Below are 19470 nucleotides of genomic sequence, written 5' to 3'. Positions count from 1 at the left end.
CATCGACCACAGACCCATTCTGCTGCGCAGGAATGGTTTTTTAATGCCTAAATTTTCTGGATGCTAGCAGGATTGTTCCAAACTAAAAGCCCACGCTGCCCCACTCGGGATTGCCGCGCCGAAAAAATGGCGCGGCATCCCAGAGGGGGCGCTACGCAGCGACCACAGACCCATTCTGCTGCGCAGGAATGGTTTTTTAATGCCTAAATTTTCTGGATGCTAGCATCCGAAAATTTAGGCATTAAAAAACCCGTCAAGCCTTCCGGCTTGACGGGTCTGTGGTCGATGCGGAGAAGGAGGGATTCGAACCCCCGGTACCTTGCGGTACGCCGGTTTTCAAGACCGGTGCATTCGACCACTCTGCCACTTCTCCGGCGCAAAAGTACACGTTTTAATCAATCCACAAAATTCAGCTTAACAATTTTCTTGATTTTTTCGTTTTTTACACCCAAGGCCTTTTCGTAACTTCACGGTTTACAATAAACTTACACATGAAAGAAGCCCTGAAAAAAATTTCGATTTCTCTGCTCCTAGTCTTTGCAATGGTACTATCCGCAAACGCATCGCCGCTTGCTGTTTTTAACTACAAAGTGTTTTATGTGCCTGATCGTGGTACAGTTGTGGAAACCTATTTCGATATTTCGGGATCTTCCGTTGTTTTGAAAGATATGGGCGATGGTGTCTTAAAAAGTCAGGTTCAGCTTACACTTATCTTTAAAAAAGGTGATGAGATTATTACATTCGACAAGAAAGTAATTGATTCGCCCGACATGTCGGCTGATGCGATAGTCGATTTTATTGATGTAGAACGGTTTGTTTTACCTTCAGGAACCTATGATCTTGAAATTCAAATTTCAGATATGTTTGACCCTGCGGATACCCCGCAATCATCTCATCTCAAACTAATTGTTCCCTCCCCTCCTGCTTCCGGAGTGTTTATCTCTGATATTGAGCTGGTTTCGGCTTATAAAAATACAGAATCGCCGGGAGTTTACTCCAAATCTGGTTACGATATAATACCAATGGTAAACGATGATGAGTTAAGAGCCGGAATGAATGAATTGGTTTTTTATGCGGAAATATACTCGGCTACTGATGATATTGTCGGCGATAAATTTTTAGTGCGGGCTTATATTGCAGATACAGCAAATGGAGTTCCAGTGCCTTATACCGTTGTAAACCTCCGCAGAAATGCCGGAGAAGTTACGCCTGTTTTAAGTCGCATCCCTATTACAGATCTGCCTGCCGGCAAATACGATATAGTGATTGAAGTTATTTCGAAAGAAAATAAACCGCTGGCAATGCAAAAATTGCAGGTGCAAAGATCGGTTCCCGAAAAAGCCGCGGACGTAGATTCATTCACTGATGACCAAATTGCAATGAGCTGGATAAATAAATATGATCAGAAAATGCTGCTCTACGAATATTTTAAATCTTTGCGCCCCATCTCTACTGCATCTGAACTTTACGCTATGAATAACTCAATGAGCGACGTAAGTAAAATTGAGTTGAAATATCTTCAGCGCTATTTTTATGCGTTTTGGGATCTTCGCGGCAAAGAGAACTCTGAAAAAGCGTGGTTGGATTACAAGGCAAAAGTAGATATTGCTCAAAAACAATTTGGCACTACCAATAAACGCGGTTATGAAACCGATCAGGGAAGGATATTCTTAAAGTATGACGCTCCAAATGATATTGTAGATCGCGCAAATGAGTCCTCATCCTATCCTTACATTATATGGCACTACTACAAAGCCGGGAAATTTAATAATGTAAAGTTTGTCTTTTATGATCCCATGCTCCTCGGGCAAGACTACGAATTACTACACAGTGAAAATATACCAGGAGAAACCAATAATTACCGCTGGAAAATGATGCTGCAGCAGCGCGATACGCCCCAAAATAACGTAGATAGAACCAGTCCAAATGACGAATATGGTGGTAGGATAGATGATTATTTTAATAATCCTCGCTAAGTTTGCAGCCTTATTAAGTCTGAGACGCATTTGAAAGCTGCAGTTGTTATTTTAAACTATAATGGAAGAACCCATCTCGAAACCTTTCTTCCATCGGTTGTATCACATACTCCTATCTGGGCTGAAATTATTGTAGCTGATAATGGCTCCAACGACGATTCACTCGAATTTTTAAAAAGCGCGTATCCACAAATTCAAACGATTAAATTTGCAGAAAATCACGGTTTTGCAGAAGGCTATAATTTGGCTCTTAAAGAAATAGACGCCACTTATTATGTTTTGCTAAACAGTGATGTAGAAGTTACCCCAAACTGGCTCGATATCATTGTAACAGAAATGGATGCCAATAAGCGTATAGCTGCAGCGCAACCCAAAATAAAATCATATAATCAGCGGGACCACTTTGAATACGCCGGTGCTTCCGGCGGATTTATTGATAAATACGGATATCCTTTTTGCCGTGGCCGAATTTTTGACAATTGCGAACGCGACATAAGTCAGCACGACGATACGCGCGAAATATTCTGGGCCACAGGCGCATGTATGGTGGTTAGAGCAGATGCTTACCACAAAGTAGAAGGACTCGATAAGGACTTTTTTGCTCACATGGAAGAAATTGACTTGTGCTGGAGGCTCAAAAACCAAGATTATCAGATATACTGTTTCCCTCAATCGCGTGTTTATCACCTTGGTGGCGGAACGCTATCTGCACAGAGGGCACATAAAACCTATTTGAATTTTCGAAATAGCCTGACCCTAATCGTAAAAAACGACTATCGCAAAAGTTTTTACAAGCTTGTGTTTACGCGGATGGTTCTTGATGGACTTGCGGCAGGAAGCATGATTTTTTCAAGAGGAATTTCTCATTCCTTTGCAGTCTTAAGAGCTCATTTGTATTTTTACAGCCACCTTAAAACTATTAGAAAGAAGCGCAGATACTGGCGTGGGAAGAAAACGCAATTCAATCAAACCGGGTTTTATAGGGAAAGTATTGTAAAAGAATACTATATAGGAAAGAAAAGGGTTTTTGGTGCTTTACCAAGTCGCTTTTTTATTCGTCAAGATCGCACCAAATAGCTTACAGCCAGGCGGTAGCCCGCCACACCAAAACCCGCTATAACCCCTGCTGCATATTTGCTGATATACGATTTTTGTCTAAAATCCTCACGTCCATAAATATTGGAAATATGTACTTCTACCACCGGAAGATCAATAGCGGCTACTGCATCGGCCAGCGCGATAGAGGTATGCGTAAATGCCGCAGGATTAAAAACAGCTCCTTCTATCCCACTATCTGCGGCAGCGTGCAAGGCATTAATCAATTCTGATTCATTATTGCTTTGAAAATAGGAAATGGTGCAATCAGGAAAATCTGACTTTAACTCATCCAGAACTTCAGAAAAATCCTGACTTCCATAAAGCACGGGCTCCCGCTTACCTAATAAATTCAAATTAGGGCCGTTAATAACTAAGATATTTTTCACGTATTTGAACAGTTTTAATGGTCAAATTTACGGAAGTAGAAAGACAAACCAACTGTGGACTGGCAAACACTTCAAAAAGGCTTTGAATCGTATTTGAAATTAGAGCGATCTCTAAGTCAAAATACAATTGCAGCGTATAAAAACGACATTCGTAAACTGTCCGGTTTTATGGCGGAGAATTACGCCGGAATAAACCCCAAAAAGACGGATCACGAGATGCTTATGGAATTTGTACATCTAACTGCCAAATCTGGTCAGGAAGCTGTATCGCAGGCTCGGATGATATCTGGAATCAAAGCATTTTTTAAATATTTGCTTATGGAAAATCTGCGCAATGACGATCCTGCCGAATTATTGGAAACTCCGAAAATAGCGCGCAAGCTTCCCGACACGCTTAGCGAAATTGAGATTACTGCCATATTTGATAGCATTGACCTGAGCACACCCGAAGGCACAAGAAATCGCGCCATGCTTGAAACCCTCTATAGCTGCGGTCTTCGCGTAAGCGAATTAACTGGTTTGCAAGTTTCTAATATTCGCGACAAGCTCGGATTTATACGTGTAATTGGAAAAGGCGACAAAGAGCGGCTCGTTCCAGTTGGAGGTCAGGCATTGAAATACATAGCACAATACCGCGATCAAATCAGAATTCACAAAAAAATTGATTCAAAGAGTAGAGACATCTTGTTTTTAAATAAAAATGGAAAGGGTATTAGCAGAATTTCGGTATTTAATATTGTGAAAAAGAGTGCATTAAAAGCGGAAATCACCAAAAATATCAGCCCGCACACATTCCGCCATTCCTTCGCAACCCATTTGGTAGAGCACGGTGCAGATTTGCGTGCGGTTCAAGAAATGCTTGGACATGAAAGCATCACTACCACAGAAATTTACACCCATCTGGATAGAAATTATTTACGTGAAAACATATTAACTTATCACCCACGCAATTTGGGTTGAAGCCATCTTTTTCTTTTCGATTCCATGAAAATGGCCAGACCGAGCAAACAATACTCTACTGACAGATAAACCCATTTTGGGCCCAGTTCACCCATATAATGCGTATAGCTTAAAATAGCTGTGAAGGACCATATTAAAATATACTCTCTGCCAGATCTAATAGCAAGATATACCACCGGAATAATGTACCATGGATGAACCGTAGTGGAAAAAAGCAGATAGATAAGAAAAACCACCAGCGCCAGTTCAAAAATATTCGATTTTCGGCGGTACCAGGATACTGCCACAATCAGCCCAAAAGCAATAAATGCCAATAAAGGAGCGAGAAAAGAAATGGGATTATAACCTACCAAAGGAGTAAGAATTTCGCGAAGTAAATAATAGATTGACGCATTAAACTCAAAAGATCCGAAATAAAGTCCCAGACCATTGCTAAGGTCAGTAAATAGCGTCCATGGCTGAAGCATGCCCAGAAATACAAAAAGAATAAAAAGCGAGCTCATAATAAAATAAAAACGACTCTTAGGCTCCATTCTAAACAATAGCATAGGCCCTAAAATTGCGGGAGTAAGTTTTACGAGAATCCCACTTGTCCATGTTACAGCAACTCTGAGATATCTGGTAGATGAAAAATCGATTAGAGCTATGGCTATCCATGGGAGCATAACAGCTTCAAAATGCACATTCCCAACACCTTCCATAACAATCAGAGGATTGAGCAGATAGCCATAAACAAAGTTTTGCTCTTTATTTTGTCCGCGAACGAGCAGCACGAGAAAAAAAGTAAATTCAAAAATCACAATAAATGCCCTCATGACATTTACATTGGCAAGCAAATCTCTCCCTGAGAAAAAATAGGCTAAACCAAAAAACAATTGATGGAAAGTGGGGTAAACGCTTGAATAATCTGGAGAATTCATCTTGCCCAGAAGCAATTCAGCAAAGGCAGTATCTTTAAAGTCATAGATATGTTGAGCCGAAGGCACCCTACCTATTGGGTTTAACCCCTCATTGAGCAACATACCATCCCAAATAAAGCGGTAAAAATCGTCACTGAGCTGCGGCAGATCAAAGAAAAAGGGAATACGCGTTCCCGCAAATAGCAGAATTGCGGCAAACAACCCATACCGCAGCTTATATTTAACCGCCACAAAATAAATTACAAATAAAGCCGAGTAGACCGTAAGAAGAAGAGAGAAATTGCTACGCTCTACACCGGTTAAAGCTATAAAGCCAAGAATATAGATCGGGGCGAGTATTAGGGCAAGTTTTGAGCGTTCTAATTTCAATTGCCGCCGTTTTTAAAGCTATACATAAATACTGTGGCAAAGCCAAATATCAGCATTAGATGGAGGGGCACAAAACCCCAAGCTCCAATGGCGATTTCAAAGATTAAGGCACCGATGAAATACAAACACAACAACCCTTCAAACCAGGTGATTACGGGAATATTTCTACTGCTGTAGTTCTTATTAGCAAAGGTACCCGTTTGACCAATCAAATTCCATTTTGGCGTTCTGATAAATGGCGTTCGCTTTCCCGAAAACCCCAAAACAACAGCTCGTGCATTGTGTAGACTCATGCCCATAGAAATGCTTAAAAAAGCCGGATATAGCCATAAAAAAGTAGATCGGCTCTTCACCTTTTCCATTTCCCGAAAGGAAACGTAGTAGAAAATTGCAAGAACCGTGAAGCTTAAGAGTAGTATGGCTCCCAGATAGAATATTTTATTGAGCTCGGGGTGCAGTTCTTTTATAAAAACCAGTGGTAGAGACAAAACCGCACATACAATAATCCACAAAAAAACAGTTGAATTAAGAAGATGAAAAAAAGCGTGAATCCGGGTAGAGACTGTGAGATTTTTTGTCGTAATAACTTTTTTCAAGTGTTTTACTGCACACTCTGCGGCACCTTTATTCCATCTATATTGCTGATTTTTAAGCGCGTTCATTTCTGCCGGAAGCTCTGCCGGAGCTCCTACTCCTTCCATAAACTTGAACTCCCATCCTTTTAATTGCGCTCTATAGCTCAGGTCGAGATCTTCTGTAAGCGTATCTGCACTCCAGCCCCCGGCATCGTCTATACATGCTCGTCTCCAAACTCCCGCGGTACCGTTGAAGTTGATAAAATGAGCCCCTTGGTTTCTACCGGTTTGCTCAACTGTAAAATGTGCATCAAGTGCGAATGCCTGTACGCGAGTAAGAAGCGAGTAATCACGGTTTAAGTGCTCCCATCTTGTTTGTATCATCCCAATTTTATTATTGGCAAATCCGGGGATGGTGCGATTCAAGAATTCAGGATCGGGAATAAAGTCAGCGTCAAAAATGGCGATAAAGGGTGCATCGCTTAAGTCAAGTCCATACTGAAGCGCACCAGCTTTAAACCCCTTTCTATCAATGCGTCTAACCTGATTTATATTTATCCCTTTTTCTTTCCAAAGTTGAATGCGGCGCGTGGCGACCTCAAAACTCTCGTCAGAACTATCGTCCAGCAGTTGTATTTCGAGCTTGTCTTTTGGATAGTTCAAGCGTGCAGCGGCATCAATTAAGCGCTCTACAACGTAAAGTTCGTTGTAAACGGGTAGCTGAACCAAAACTTTAGGAAGTATAAATGTCTCTGCCTTATTAGCAGCAGCATTCCGCTTGCTCTTGCGATAATTAATAAGCAAGCTTAGCTGCACCATGCTGTACATAAAAATAAACAGCATGGCGACACCATAAACAGCAATAACGACCCAAATCCAATTATGCATACCGCAAAATTGTTAAGATTATTTTATATCCAGCCATTACTGTCCCTTTTATTGTTCCGGTAATTTTTGACACCCCTTTCCGCTTTCGGTATTTAACCGGTATTTCGGCATAGGAAATATCTAACTTTAAAGCTTTTACCTGCATTTCTACCGTCCAGCCATAGTCTTGATCTTTCATATTTATTTCCTGGAGGGCTCTCCAGGTTATTGCCCTGAAAGGGCCTAAATCGGTAAATTTTGCACCGTAAAGATACTTCATCATTGTAGTTGCAAGCCAATTTCCAAACACCTGCTGTGGCATCATGGCACCTTTTTCTCTATTTCCAAGACTTCGGCTTCCAATTACAAGCTCTGCTTCACCGTCTAAAATAGGTGCAACCAGTTGAAACATTTCTTGTGGGTAATCAGAATAATCAGCATCAAGAAATACCACTATATCAGGCTTTTCAGCCAATGAAGCTAGATAGCTCAATCCCTTAAGGCAGGCAGCACCATAACCCTGCTTGCCCTCGGCAATAACGATTGCGCCTGCACTTTCGGCTACTGCTCTGGTATTATCGCTTGAATTATTGTCTACTACTACAATGTTGCGTACCAGTTCTTTCGGAATATCACGCACAACCAATCCAACAGCTTCTGACTCATTAAAGGCCGGTATTACCACGTCAATATGCTTATGCATCAATACTTGGTTGCGTTTTACAGGTTAAGTGTTACGCCTTCGCGGCCAATTAAAATAGGGTTGTCATTTATACGGCCATCTTCAGTTTTATTTTCCAATTTGAGTACGCCGCGCGGGCATACCGCTGAGCAAACCCCGCAACCCACACAACTTGATCGAACGATGTTCTGGCCGCGCTGGGCATACCAACGTACATCAATACCCATTTCGCAATAGGTAGAGCAATTTCCGCAAGATATACACTGGCCGCCATTGGTCGTAATTCTAAAACGGCTTTTAAAGCGCTGCACGAGTCCCAAATAAGCGGCGAGTGGGCATCCAAACCGGCACCAAACCCTGTTTCCCATTACGGGGTAAAAACCGGTACCTACTGCTCCGGCAAATACAAAGCCGATAAAAAACCCATAGGTGGAACGGACGCTATAAGAATTAATTCCCAATAATTCAGAATCTCCCGAAATGGCGGTATAGAGCACCCACGCCGTCATAAATACTGCAAACACCAATACGCTATGCACTACCCAGCGCTCAATCTTCCATGATCCAAGACTTTTATCGCTTAAATGTCGGTAAGGATCTCCCACCGTTTCTGCAAGTCCGCCACAACCGCATACCCATGAGCAATACCAGCGCTTTCCATAAAAATAGGTGAGCAATGGTACGCCAATTGCAAAAAGCACAACGCCCCAGCCGAAAAGGAACAAACCTAGGCTTCCATTCTGCATATACTCATCAATTCGATAATCAAAAAAGAAGCTATATTCAAGTGGCCAGGCACTTTTTAAATCGTAAGCCGGTAGCTGCATACGTGTCAATATTTGCGGAAGCGTAAAAGCAAATGCCACCTGAAAGAAGAATACAGAAACGGTGCGCACTTGCTGATACATATTGCCTCGGTACTTTATCATCATACGAGCGCCCATTGTAAACATGGCAAGGGTGTACATAAATCCGTACAAAAACCACTGGTTTGCAGCGCCACCACTCATATTTTCAGAAAGTGGTTTCAAGAGAGCAATCTGATTGGCGAGGTAATGTGGATAATGGTACAAGAATATGTAAAAACCTACAAGACAAACAAATACAATTATCGCCGGCCATTGCCTGGTTTGACTTTTATTGTGATGAATATGGTCGTTGTGAATACCGGGCTTTTTGCGCCATAATGGAATAAAGTGAATAAACCCGCCGGCTACAGCCAATCCAAAAATAAGGAAAGCCCACAAGCCGGTTTTCAAAAAATCTGGAGCCCCAACCGTCATAAGTATTAAAACCATTGCATCTTGCTTCTCCGCGCCCAATCCATATTCCGAAACTACTGCCTTATTTACATTCTGAAGTTTGTCATTGATGCTGTTTTTAAACTGATCGAAATTTTGCCAATCTCTACCAATCATCCAGCTGGTATTTTCCAGAAATTTAGTGGTTAGAAAATCATCTTTTCCAAAAAAGCTTTGAACTGCTGAAGTATCGAATTTAGAGGCGTCAGAATCTAATTTTTCAATAAAATTTTTCAGCTCATCATCCTTTATACCATACTCATTTACAATCACTTCATTATATTGATTGAAAGCGTTACGCAAAGCGCCTGGCATCTGGTAAGCCGGCGCAGGATCTATGGTGCTAACAATATTAGCCAAGCCTTTATTTTTTTCTTCAAGTAAACTAGATACATCCTTGTCTTTGAATGATATATCCACAATAAACGAGAGTGAGAAGAAGACTGTTACCGCAATCACAAAAAGGGTCAACCCTAATTTTTTTAGTGTATCGTTTTTCATCTCTGAAGAAGTTTTTGAAGCATGTTTGGTTCGCGTATTTCGATACCCGTTTCGCTTGTAAAATCATTTTTTAAGGCCTTATCCCATTTTGAATAAAACTCTGTATCAAAATTGGCAATGCGCATTCCTCCTATTACTTCGCCCACGGTCATTTTCTTTTTTAATACGTTGTTGAAATACTCGTGCCTCAGCCTGATTCCAAAAGTGTTTATTCCTAGAAAGACATTCGTCTCTTTTTGCCAGGCAATGGTCATAAATTTATTTTTGTCTTTCACTTTCCAAAAATACTGCTCTTGCTTATCTTCAGGTTTTGCCATAACATTCCCATAGGTTTGATATTCAATATCAAAAAACTTGGCGGAATTAAACCAAGGTCCAGGCTTATAAGCCGTTTTCTTTCCGGCTAAATTCGCTCCCGCTACCTCTCCCATCATTCTTCCCACATACCATACAGCTTCTACCGGTTTTCTTCCCGAGCTTGCCTCACGCATTTGCGCACAATCACCAGCTGCGTAGATGTTCGGAATATTTGTTTCGAGATATTCATCTACCAGGATTCCCTTATCTGATTCTATTCCAGTATTCTTTAAAAAATCTATATTTGGTTTAACCCCTGTAGTAATTCCCACAAGCTGGCATTCCAACTCTTCGTTCTTTTTAGTGCGAACAGCGCGCACTTTTCCGGAATCATCTGCCAGCACTTCGTCAAGTTCACTTTCAAACATCAATTTTATACCGTGACTCTCAATATGGTGGCCTATTTCGGCTGCCTCTGAAGGGGTTAATACTCCATTCCAAAAAGCTCCTTCGCGCACCAGCATCGTTACTTCTATATCTCTGGTGTTCAGCATTTCAGCGAGCTCAACACCTATGAGTCCGGCTCCGACAATAATTGCCTTCTTAGTTGGATGGTCTTTCTGAAATGGCTTTGGCGTATTTGCTTCAAGCTTCTCAAGATCCTGAAAACTATACAATCCTTGCACACCTTTGTAATCCAGACCTTTCCAGTCGAAATATTGAGTTTTAGAACCGGTTGCAATCAGTAATTTATCATATTTAATCTGCTCGCCTGTAGATAATAGCAATTCATTCTTTTCAGGATTTACTTTTTCAACCAGGGCTTGTACAAGCTCAATTCTGTTCTTTTCCCAAAACCAGTTTTCATAGGGCTTTGTATGTTCAAACTTCATATGCCCCATATACACGTACATAAGGGCTGTTCGCGAAAAAAAATAAGGAGTTTCAATTGAAATAACCTGTATGCGCTCATCAGAAATTTTCCGCATCTCTCGTGCCGCTGTAATTCCGGCTATTCCATTGCCAATAATTACTGTTCCGTGTGCCATATGTTCATCATGTTCGCATCGAAAGTAAGCGATTTTATTTAAAATGTTTTCTATTCTCAATAAGTTTAAAACGAAGCATTTCTATTTTCCAATTAAATACAACTGAATTTAATCTGTGAGTTTTGTACATTTCCCATCTCTAAATATACAATTCATGAAAAAAGCTCTACTCTCAATCACCTTACTCGCCTTATTTTCAACTACTTTTGCTCAACATGCCTTTTTAGAGCAAGGAGTTATTGAAAAATTAGCTTCTGCCGATGAAAATGAATTGATTCCGGTATTTCTTGTTCTCGCCGATGCGATAGACATTAATCAACTGGAATTAGAAATGAAAACCAATAAAATTCCAGTTTCAGAACGGGCAAAATTGGTTATGCAAGCGCTTAAAGCAAAAGCCAACCATACTCAGCCTGCAGTTACGAGCTTTATTGAAAACAGTTTTCTGCAATATACGCAGTTACAGCGTTTCTGGATTGCCAATGCTATTGCACTAAATGCAAGTGCTGCCTTAATAAATGAACTTGCTGACTTAGAATCTATCGAGCGTATAGAACTTAATGTGGCTGAATATGGACTGATTGAGCCCGAAAAAGGAGATAAATCAGAATCAAAAAGCGTAGGAGGCATTGAGCCCGGCCTGGCTGCCATTGGCGCTCCTGAAATGTGGGCCTTGGGCTATACCGGAAATGGTCGCATGGCTTTGACATTTGACACAGGAGCATGGCCCAACCATCCAGCGTTTGAAAACCGATATCTCGTAAATCGAATGCCTTACACTTCTACCTGGTTCGGATATGACAGCCCTGTACCTACCGATAAATCAAGCAGCCATGGAACCCATGTAAGTGGAACAATTTTGGGACTCGATACTGCTACAGCCGATACGATTGGAGTAGCCTTTGGAGCCTATCTTATTGCTACCGACCCAATTGTATCTGACTTGGCGCTTGTGAAACCACTTTCAGAACTTATGCTCGGATATGAATGGGCAATGAATCCCGATGGCGATGTAGATACAAGCAACGATATACCAGATGTAATAAACAATTCGTGGGGACGTAACAATTCAGTAGTAGATCAGGACTGGACAACCTGTCCTGAATTGGTTTCTGCGGTATTGACTGCAGTTCAAGCTGCCGGTATAGCCAATGTATTTAGCGCAGGAAACGAAGGGCCTGATCCGATGACAATTAGCGTACCGCATAATATCAATACCGGCCTTGTAAATTCTTTTACCACTGGCGCTGTTAATGGTAATTTGTCCAGTATTTGGCCCATTGCAGAATTTTCAAGCCGCGGACCCAGCCTTTGCGGCGGTGAGGGCAGCTTGCTGATTAAACCAGAAGTTTCGGCACCGGGTGTAAACGTGCGCTCTAGCGTAGAAAATGGGGGCTACGCTTTATATAGCGGTACCTCTATGGCATCTCCTCACGTAAGCGGAGCTATTTTATTGCTGAAAGAGGCTTTCCCGTATCTCTCTGGCGAAGATTTGATGCTGGCTCTATACTATTCTGCAACAGACCTCGGCCCGGCCGGAGAAGACAATACATATGGCATGGGAATGATAAATGTTAAGGATGCTTTTGATTATTTATCAGAATCAAATGTACCCGTATTGCCGTCTTCTTCCGAAGTTGATTTGGATTTGGTGTCTATAGATTATCCAACTGAAGATTTGCAATGCGGCTATACCTCCAATGACTTTTCACCAATCATCACCGTAAGCAATAAAGGGACTGATGATTTAATGGGGATAACTGTTTATTCGCAGCTTAATGATGGATCTATAGCCACATATACCGACGATGAAATCATACTTCTAGCCGGTAGTGAAATGCAGATCACTCTACCTGAGGTTTTATACACCACCGCTTCTGATAATGAGCTACATATATGGATAGAAGAATTGGAAAATGAGTTTAACTCTTTTAACAACCACAATATTGTAAGGTGGAGAATTTTACCCGTCGAAGGCATTGATTCTTTTTCTGAAGATTTTGAAAACGGAATCTCTGCCGACCGTTGGACGATAATAAACCCTGATAGTAAAACTACCTGGGACACCCTTTCTAATATTATTCAAAGCAATGGCGAGCCGGGAACTGCGGCATGGATGGATTTTAGAGAATACTATCCCATTGCCAGTCAAAGAGATCAGCTTATTACTCCGCTTATTACGCTACCAACCGACTTTAACGTTGTGGGGCCGGCGGTTTTGAGTTTCGATCTATTTTATAGAAAAGGGAGTAGCAATAATTTTACAAAAGATACGCTCGCCATCTATGTACGTCAGCAATGTAGCGAAGACCCAGACTATAATTCTGAAATTTTTCGACGTGGAGGCAATGATATTTATACCGTTAACGAAGGTGCTTTTGCGTTGCTTCCGCAGAGCGGAGAAGAGTGGCAGAATATTGAGTTGGAATTTGATTTGATCGAAGCGCTATTTAGTCCGGAGTTTTACATCGTCTTTGAAGGTATTAACCGACATGGAAATCATCTTTTGATAGACAATATAAACGTAGAAATGGGTAACGATACCGGACTCTCAAAACGAGAAAAGAGTATTGAGTTTACAATTTTCCCAAATCCTACCAAAGGTATATTCACAGTAGAGACTGAAGATTTTAACAAAGCCGAAAACCTCACTGTTTATGACATTTACGGTCGCAAAGTTTATCAGGAAGCAATACCCGGATCTCAGAATAATTTTGATTTGTCCACTCTCGTAACAGGAGTATATCTTGTAACAATAGATTGGAACGATGGCTCTAAATCAGTTAAAAAGCTGGCTATTCGGTAATTATTAGCTTTTCAACAAACGTTTCATGAATCCCGGAAATCTTTACAAGATAGATTCCGGGATTCATTTTTTTGAGGCTAATTGTTTCCGATTGTAGTTTGGTTTCTAAGACCATGCGTCCCTGCATATCGTATAGTGTTATTTGTGCCCTTTCGGGAAATGGCGTTTCTACATGAATATAATCTTTTACCGGATTGGGATAAATCGCAAAACCTGAATTCTTATATTCTTTAATCCCTACTGTACCGTCTTCTTTGAGCATTCGGGCAGATATTACCAAATTCTCAACAACAGACATTTCCAGAATTGGCGCTTGCATTTCGGGCGAAATCCAGGCATAATCAATTTGGAGTGGTCTATTAACTGATTGTCCACCCCCCAACTGTTCAATAAATACGGTATCGGTGATATAGCGCTCTGCGCGAACGCGCAATACATCGTAAGAGCCATAAGGTGTAGTTAAAACGCCTTCGCCATCAACTTCACTAAATCGTGTTGCATTCTGCCCAAAAGCACCCAATGTAGGTATCGAAGTAAGAAAAGCGAGCGCACTGGTATCTGTATCACCAAATTGCATTGGGAATTTGAAAATGCGTTCCACAAGCTCATTCTGCGTTACCAGCGGAAAACCCTGCACGGCAAAGCTAGAACCCGTATTGTAATAGCCCGTTTCATCATTTCTAAAATATGCATATCCATCAGAAATCTCAACGGGCAAAGGCAAATCAACGATTTCTGCACCTACCGCAATGGCATGGGTTGAAAAAGTAGCCGGATACAAGAAGTTATTATTGAAAAAAATCTGGATAATGGATGATAAACCTGAAATCGGAATATAAGTTTCGGTATTCTCGGTAATAGAGACCCAATCTTCGGCATTCCATAAAGCAGCGCCGCCGCTTGTAGCTATCAAGTTTTGGTTTGCAGTCCAAGCCGGGCTCGCCGTTTCATAATTTAAAACAGTACCGGCCTGTGTAAAATTTGAGCCATCAATAATTAACTGTGCGTAAATTGTACCCAAAAACCCGATAAATAAGGAGGTTGTAAAAATAATTTTCATTCCGAATGAATTGATTTGCCGAAAATTAACTATTTTATCAATGCCATATCAACTTTTTACCATTAAAAACGCTTACTTTTGAAAGTTTACCTTACATATGAAGCAACTCTTACTCCTCTCGACGTTTTTTATTTTTATAAGTCTCTCTACATCCTATGCTCAACCAGGTGACGACGACCTCATTCAGTTTTCGGGTGTTGTAATAACCGGCGACAGTTTAAACCCGGTTCCATTTACAAATGTGCTCATTGAGCAAACAGGTCGGGGAACGATGACAGATTATTACGGCTATTTTTCTTTTGTAGCTCAAAAGGGCGATTCTATTCTCTTTTCGGCAGTAGGCTTTAAGAGAAATCGTTTTATAATTCCAGATTCTTTGACCCAAAATAAGTATTCGCTGATTCAAATAATGAATTCAGATACAGTGCAACTTCAGGAAACTATAGTATATCCGTGGCCGACACGCGAACAGTTTAAAGAAGCCTTTTTGGCAATGGAAATTCCCGAAACAGATTACGATCGCGCTCAAAAAAATCTTTATCAGGCAGATATGATTGCCCGTATGGATGCCGCAATGCCAAGTGGTGGCGAAACGTTTAAATACTCAATGCAGGAATACCAGCAGCAAATTTATTACGCCGGACAGGCTCCCCCGATGAACATTTTCAATCCTGTGGCATGGGGCGAGTTTATCCAGGCATGGAAACGTGGCGATTTCAAATCGGATCGCGAACGTGGAAAAGGGCAATAAAAATTCTAGAATTCAGTTAAATTCGCGGATTGAATCAATTTTATGGTTAACGGCTTAAACCTCCGCATTTCTTCTTTACTGATTACCCTCTTACTGCCCTTTTGGGTTCAAGCTCAGGTATCGTCTATTGTTATGGGTAAGGTAAAAAGTGATAATGGAAGCCCCATTGAATTTGCCAATGTATACGTAGTTAGTCAAAATAAGCTGACAGTCACCGACGCACAGGGCAATTATTCACTTGATTTAAATCCCGGGGAAAATGTTTTACTCGAAGTTAGCCACACTGCTCATAAAAAAGAATCTAAAACAATTACTATCGAAGCCGGTAAAATAAAATCGGTAAATTTTGTGCTTGCTGCATTAGAGCTGAAAGGGGTAGAAATTGAAGCAAAGCGCGATAGAAATACAACCATGGAGCCGGTTCCCATTAAGGATATCCGTAAAATGCCCACCATTCAGCAAGGAATAGAGGGCGTATTGACCTCGCAGCTGGGAGTAAGTACCAACAACGAATTGAGCTCAAGCTACAGTGTGCGCGGTGGAAGTTATGCCGAAAATTTGGTGTATGTAAACGATATTGAAGTTTACCGACCTTTTTTAGCGCGCACCGGTGAGCAGGAAGGATTGAGTTTTCCAAATCCAGATATGGTGGGAAGCATTGAGTTTAGCGCAGGAGGATTTGATGCCCGCTATGGCGACAAAATGAGCTCGGTACTCGACATTCAATACAAGAAACCGCAATCATTTGGCGGAAGCTTCAATGCAAGCTTACTTGGTGGATCGCTTGCAATAGAATCTGCCTCAAAAAATGAAAAACTCTCGCAAATAAGCGGTATTCGCTACAAATCAAACCAATATGTATTGGGAAGCCTCGATACGCAAGGCGATTATCAGCCAAATTTTACGGATATTCAATCGTATTGGATATATAAGTTTACCAAGAAATGGCAGGTGGAATTTTTAGGGAATTACTCAAGCAATAATTACAAATTTATACCCGGAACGCGCCAAACACAATTTGGGAGTATAAATGAAGCATTGCGCTTTACTGTATTCTTTGAGGGTCAGGAAGTAACATCTTTCGAAACGTTTTTTGGAGCCTTATCTACCGAATACAAGCCCAATTCAGATACACGATTAAAGTTTACTGCCTCCGCGTTTCGCACTTTTGAGTACGAAACCTTTGATGTATTAGGCCAATACTTTCTCGACGAGTTGGAGCGTGATTTGGGCAAAGACGAATTTGGTGAGGTGGTGCGAAACAGAGGAATAGGATCATTCTTGGACCATGCGCGTAACCGGCTTGACGCAAAAGTATTTAGCTTTCAGCATCGGGGCTATAAATCTATTGACAATAAATATCTGCAATGGGGAGCTACCTGGCGCACGGAAGAAATTAATGATCAACTAAGTGAATGGAACTACGTTGATTCTGCCGGATATTCTGTACCAATAAATCCGCTCAATGAAATTCACCTTCAGGATGTAATTAAGGGTAGAAATACGGTTTCATCAAACAGGTTAATGGGTTATGTGCAGAACCGATGGAACTGGCTGCTCAATAATGAGGCACAAATCTCTACTACGCTTGGAGTTCGAGCTCAATACTGGGATTATAACGACGAAACAATAATAAGTCCTCGCGGTACGATAGCTTATAAGCCAAAGTGGACAAAACAGCTCAATGACTCAACCACCCTAACACGCGATGTGGTTTTCCGCTTTAGTTCCGGATATTACTACCAAGCTCCTTTTTATCGCGAAATGCGCGGACTGGACGGCACGCTAAACCCTGAAATTCGCGCGCAGCGAGCCATACACTTTGTACTTGGTGCCGATATTAATTTCAGAATGTGGGAGCGTTCTTTCAAATTTATAACAGAAGCTTATTATAAAGCGCTTTCTGATTTGGTACCATACGAAATAGATAATGTAAGGCTACGATATTATGGTGACAACAACTCAAAAGGGTATGCCACAGGGCTTGATATGAAAATACACGGTGAGTTTATTCCCGGTATTGAGTCGTGGGCTAATTTGAGCTTCCTACAGACAAAAGAAGATATACTGGACGATTTTTACTACGATTATTACAATACCGATGGCGAGCTAATTGAATCTGGATTTACTCAAAACACAACAATTGCCGATTCTTCAATCGTATATCCTGGTTATATTCCACGGCCTACCGATCAACTCGTTTACTTCAGCATGTTCTTTCAGGATGAGATGCCAAATTTCCCTCGTTTTAAAGTGCAGCTAAGTGTACTTTTCGGAACCGGACTTCCATTTGGCCCTCCCGATTTTGAGCGCTACAAGGATATAGAGCGATACCGAGCGTACCGCAGAGTAGATATTGGATTTTCTTACGATCTAATGCCAAAAGTTCCAGACACAGGTCTCTTTGCTAAATTTAATTCAGCTCTTATTAGTCTGGAAGTGTTTAACTTGCTGGATATCAACAATACAATAAGCTACACCTGGATAAAAGAAAGTGGTGGCCGCCAGTATGGAGTTCCCAATTTCCTTACATCCAGATTGATAAATGTGAAGCTTGCAGTAACTTTCTAAATCGGTTACTTCTTAAAGTTCAGGATCGTCTTTTTAATAATCGAAACACAGTCCATCAATTCCTCTTTGGTCATAACCAATGGAGGAGCAAAGCGAATAATATTTCCGTGAGTTGGCTTAGCTAATAAACCATTGTCGCGCAGTGTCAAACAAATTCTCCAGGCGGTATCACTCTCTTCGGTATCGTTTATCAAAATTGCATTCAGCAAGCCCTTTCCGCGTACTTTTAAAACCAAATCAGATTTATCTGCCAATTCGGACATTTCTTTTCTGAATAGTTTACCAAGCTCGCGTGCATTTTGAGTAAGCTTCTCGTCTTCTATTACTTCAAGAGCAGCAATTGCTACAGCACATGCCAGCGGGTTTCCACCAAATGTAGAACCATGGGTACCTGGAGTGATCACATCCATTATCTCATGATTGGCAAGAATAGCCGAAACTGGGTAAACTCCTCCAGAAAGCGCTTTACCAAGAATAAGGATATCAGGTCTGACAAATGTTTCCTGACGTTCGCAGTGGCCTTTACACGTACAGTTTCCGCATACTGCCAATAGGCTTCCGGTTCGGCCAATTCCAGTTTGAACTTCATCGGCAATAAAAAGCACATTTTTTTCTCTACAAAGATTTGCAGCTTCCATCAAATAATTTTCATCTGGTGTAAAAACACCGGCCTCGCCTTGAATGGGCTCCACCAAAAATCCTGCTACGTCATTATCTTTCAATGCTTCGCGCAAGGCGTCAATGTCGTTGTATGGTATTCTTATAAATCCATCGTCAACGAAAGGGCCAAAATTTGTTCTTGCAACGGGGTCGCTACTAAAAGAAACAATAGTAGTAGTACGTCCATGAAAGTTGTTTTCGCAAACAATAATCTTTGCCGAAGATTCTTTTACCCCTTTTTTCTCGTAAGCCCATTTTCGGCACACCTTCATAGCAGTTTCTACAGCCTCGGCTCCTGAATTCATCGGGAGAACCTTGTCAAACTGGAAATACTTGGTTACAAAAGCCGCATAATCTGCAAATACTGCACTGTGAAATGCGCGTGATGTAAGTGTGAGCTGCTGCGCCTGATTGGTAAGTGCCCCAATAATTTTCGGGTGGCAGTGCCCTTGATTTACCGCCGAATATGCCGAAAGGAAGTCGTAATACTTTTTGCCTTCCACATCCCAAAGATAAACGCCTTCGCCGCGCTTTAGCACTACCGGTAGCGGATGGTAATTATGCGCGCTGTATTTATTTTCTAAAGCTATTGAAGCAGCTGTTCGTGATATTTTCTCTTTGGTCTCCATATGGAAAGTATA

Annotated in this window: 14 protein-coding genes and 1 tRNA gene; 6 read left to right on the top strand and 9 right to left on the bottom strand. The window is 41.3% G+C overall.

Annotation, left to right across the window (positions count from 1 at the left end; genetic code table 11):
- Window positions 1–288 precede the first annotated feature (288 nt).
- Window positions 289–373 (bottom strand) — tRNA-Ser (locus tag G3O08_RS13305).
- 118 nt (window positions 374–491) lie between these two features.
- On the opposite strand from G3O08_RS13305, the gene G3O08_RS13300 reads away from it, so the two are divergent.
- A complete protein-coding gene (locus G3O08_RS13300) occupies window positions 492–1976 on the top strand; it encodes a GWxTD domain-containing protein (protein WP_163285875.1) in 1485 nt (494 codons plus the stop codon).
- A gap of 30 nt (window positions 1977–2006) precedes the next feature.
- The gene (locus G3O08_RS13295; RefSeq protein ID WP_163285874.1) at window positions 2007–3053 is read left to right on the top strand and encodes a glycosyltransferase family 2 protein; all 1047 of its coding nucleotides are present in this window, start codon (window positions 2007–2009) and stop codon (window positions 3051–3053) included.
- On the opposite strand, the gene aroQ is transcribed toward G3O08_RS13295, so the two are convergent.
- Entirely contained in the window at window positions 3035–3460 is a 426-nt protein-coding gene (gene aroQ / locus G3O08_RS13290; RefSeq protein ID WP_163285873.1) for a type II 3-dehydroquinate dehydratase, read from the bottom strand. The two genes, G3O08_RS13295 and aroQ, sit on opposite strands and share 19 nt — an antisense overlap.
- A 54-nt stretch (window positions 3461–3514) precedes the next feature.
- Between aroQ and xerD the strand changes: the two genes are divergently transcribed.
- Entirely contained in the window at window positions 3515–4420 is a 906-nt protein-coding gene (xerD, locus tag G3O08_RS13285; protein ID WP_163285872.1) for a site-specific tyrosine recombinase XerD, read from the top strand.
- Here the strand turns inward: xerD and G3O08_RS13280 are convergent.
- The 5 genes from G3O08_RS13280 to G3O08_RS13260 are packed head-to-tail and all read right to left on the bottom strand — an operon-like array spanning window position 4399 to window position 10981.
- The gene (locus G3O08_RS13280) at window positions 4399–5709 is read right to left on the bottom strand and encodes a hypothetical protein (RefSeq protein WP_163285871.1); all 1311 of its coding nucleotides are present in this window, start codon (window positions 5707–5709) and stop codon (window positions 4399–4401) included. The genes xerD and G3O08_RS13280 overlap by 22 nt on opposite strands.
- The gene (locus G3O08_RS13275) at window positions 5706–7172 is read right to left on the bottom strand and encodes a cellulose synthase family protein (RefSeq protein WP_163285870.1); all 1467 of its coding nucleotides are present in this window, start codon (window positions 7170–7172) and stop codon (window positions 5706–5708) included. The genes G3O08_RS13280 and G3O08_RS13275 overlap by 4 nt, the downstream gene beginning before the upstream one ends.
- Window positions 7165–7854, bottom strand: coding sequence for a glycosyltransferase family 2 protein (locus G3O08_RS13270; RefSeq protein WP_163285869.1), 690 nt, complete (start codon window positions 7852–7854; stop codon window positions 7165–7167). Before G3O08_RS13270 ends, G3O08_RS13275 begins: the two co-directional genes overlap by 8 nt.
- Before the next feature lie 17 nt (window positions 7855–7871).
- Window positions 7872–9635, bottom strand: coding sequence for a 4Fe-4S binding protein (locus tag G3O08_RS13265; RefSeq protein WP_163285868.1), 1764 nt, complete (start codon window positions 9633–9635; stop codon window positions 7872–7874).
- Window positions 9632–10981, bottom strand: coding sequence for an NAD(P)/FAD-dependent oxidoreductase (locus tag G3O08_RS13260; protein ID WP_163285867.1), 1350 nt, complete (start codon window positions 10979–10981; stop codon window positions 9632–9634). The genes G3O08_RS13265 and G3O08_RS13260 overlap by 4 nt, the downstream gene beginning before the upstream one ends.
- Window positions 10982–11135: 154 nt before the next feature.
- Here G3O08_RS13260 and G3O08_RS13255 point away from each other — a divergent pair, with 154 nt between their 5' ends.
- Window positions 11136–13787: a S8 family serine peptidase gene (locus G3O08_RS13255; RefSeq protein WP_163285866.1), complete on the top strand. Its 2652-nt coding sequence runs from the start codon at window positions 11136–11138 to the stop codon at window positions 13785–13787.
- On the opposite strand, the gene G3O08_RS13250 is transcribed toward G3O08_RS13255, so the two are convergent.
- Entirely contained in the window at window positions 13777–14847 is a 1071-nt protein-coding gene (locus G3O08_RS13250; RefSeq protein ID WP_163285865.1) for a T9SS type A sorting domain-containing protein, read from the bottom strand. The two genes, G3O08_RS13255 and G3O08_RS13250, sit on opposite strands and share 11 nt — an antisense overlap.
- A 97-nt stretch (window positions 14848–14944) precedes the next feature.
- Between G3O08_RS13250 and G3O08_RS13245 the strand changes: the two genes are divergently transcribed.
- Complete coding sequence (locus G3O08_RS13245; protein WP_163285864.1) at window positions 14945–15598, top strand: carboxypeptidase-like regulatory domain-containing protein; 654 nt, start codon at window positions 14945–14947, stop codon at window positions 15596–15598.
- Between the two features lie 42 nt (window positions 15599–15640).
- The gene (locus tag G3O08_RS13240; RefSeq protein ID WP_163285863.1) at window positions 15641–18169 is read left to right on the top strand and encodes a TonB-dependent receptor; all 2529 of its coding nucleotides are present in this window, start codon (window positions 15641–15643) and stop codon (window positions 18167–18169) included.
- 5 nt (window positions 18170–18174) lie between these two features.
- Here G3O08_RS13240 and rocD read toward each other — a convergent pair whose 3' ends face one another.
- Window positions 18175–19458 carry an ornithine--oxo-acid transaminase gene (rocD, locus tag G3O08_RS13235; RefSeq protein ID WP_163285862.1) on the bottom strand — a complete coding sequence of 428 codons (1284 nt, stop codon included), beginning with the start codon at window positions 19456–19458 and terminating at the stop codon, window positions 18175–18177.
- Between the last annotated feature and the right edge of the window lie 12 nt (window positions 19459–19470).

Source organism: Cryomorpha ignava, assembly GCF_010686655.1.
Taxonomy (GTDB): Bacteria; Bacteroidota; Bacteroidia; order Flavobacteriales_D; family Cryomorphaceae; genus Cryomorpha; species Cryomorpha ignava.
This window is presented reverse-complemented; position numbering and strand designations above follow the sequence as displayed.

What these genes read in the sequence shown, in the direction of transcription:
- G3O08_RS13260 (WP_163285867.1), bottom strand. Translation starts at nt 10,981, where the DNA reads ATGGCACACGGAACAGTAATTATTGGCAATGGAATAGCCGGAATTACA.
- G3O08_RS13300 (WP_163285875.1), top strand. Translation starts at nt 492, where the DNA reads ATGAAAGAAGCCCTGAAAAAAATTTCGATTTCTCTGCTCCTAGTCTTT.
- G3O08_RS13240 (WP_163285863.1), top strand. Translation starts at nt 15,641, where the DNA reads ATGGTTAACGGCTTAAACCTCCGCATTTCTTCTTTACTGATTACCCTC.
- G3O08_RS13270 (WP_163285869.1), bottom strand. Translation starts at nt 7,854, where the DNA reads ATGCATAAGCATATTGACGTGGTAATACCGGCCTTTAATGAGTCAGAA.
- G3O08_RS13275 (WP_163285870.1), bottom strand. Translation starts at nt 7,172, where the DNA reads ATGCATAATTGGATTTGGGTCGTTATTGCTGTTTATGGTGTCGCCATG.
- G3O08_RS13250 (WP_163285865.1), bottom strand. Translation starts at nt 14,847, where the DNA reads ATGAAAATTATTTTTACAACCTCCTTATTTATCGGGTTTTTGGGTACA.
- G3O08_RS13265 (WP_163285868.1), bottom strand. Translation starts at nt 9,635, where the DNA reads ATGAAAAACGATACACTAAAAAAATTAGGGTTGACCCTTTTTGTGATT.
- G3O08_RS13245 (WP_163285864.1), top strand. Translation starts at nt 14,945, where the DNA reads ATGAAGCAACTCTTACTCCTCTCGACGTTTTTTATTTTTATAAGTCTC.
- rocD (WP_163285862.1), bottom strand. Translation starts at nt 19,458, where the DNA reads ATGGAGACCAAAGAGAAAATATCACGAACAGCTGCTTCAATAGCTTTA.
- G3O08_RS13255 (WP_163285866.1), top strand. Translation starts at nt 11,136, where the DNA reads ATGAAAAAAGCTCTACTCTCAATCACCTTACTCGCCTTATTTTCAACT.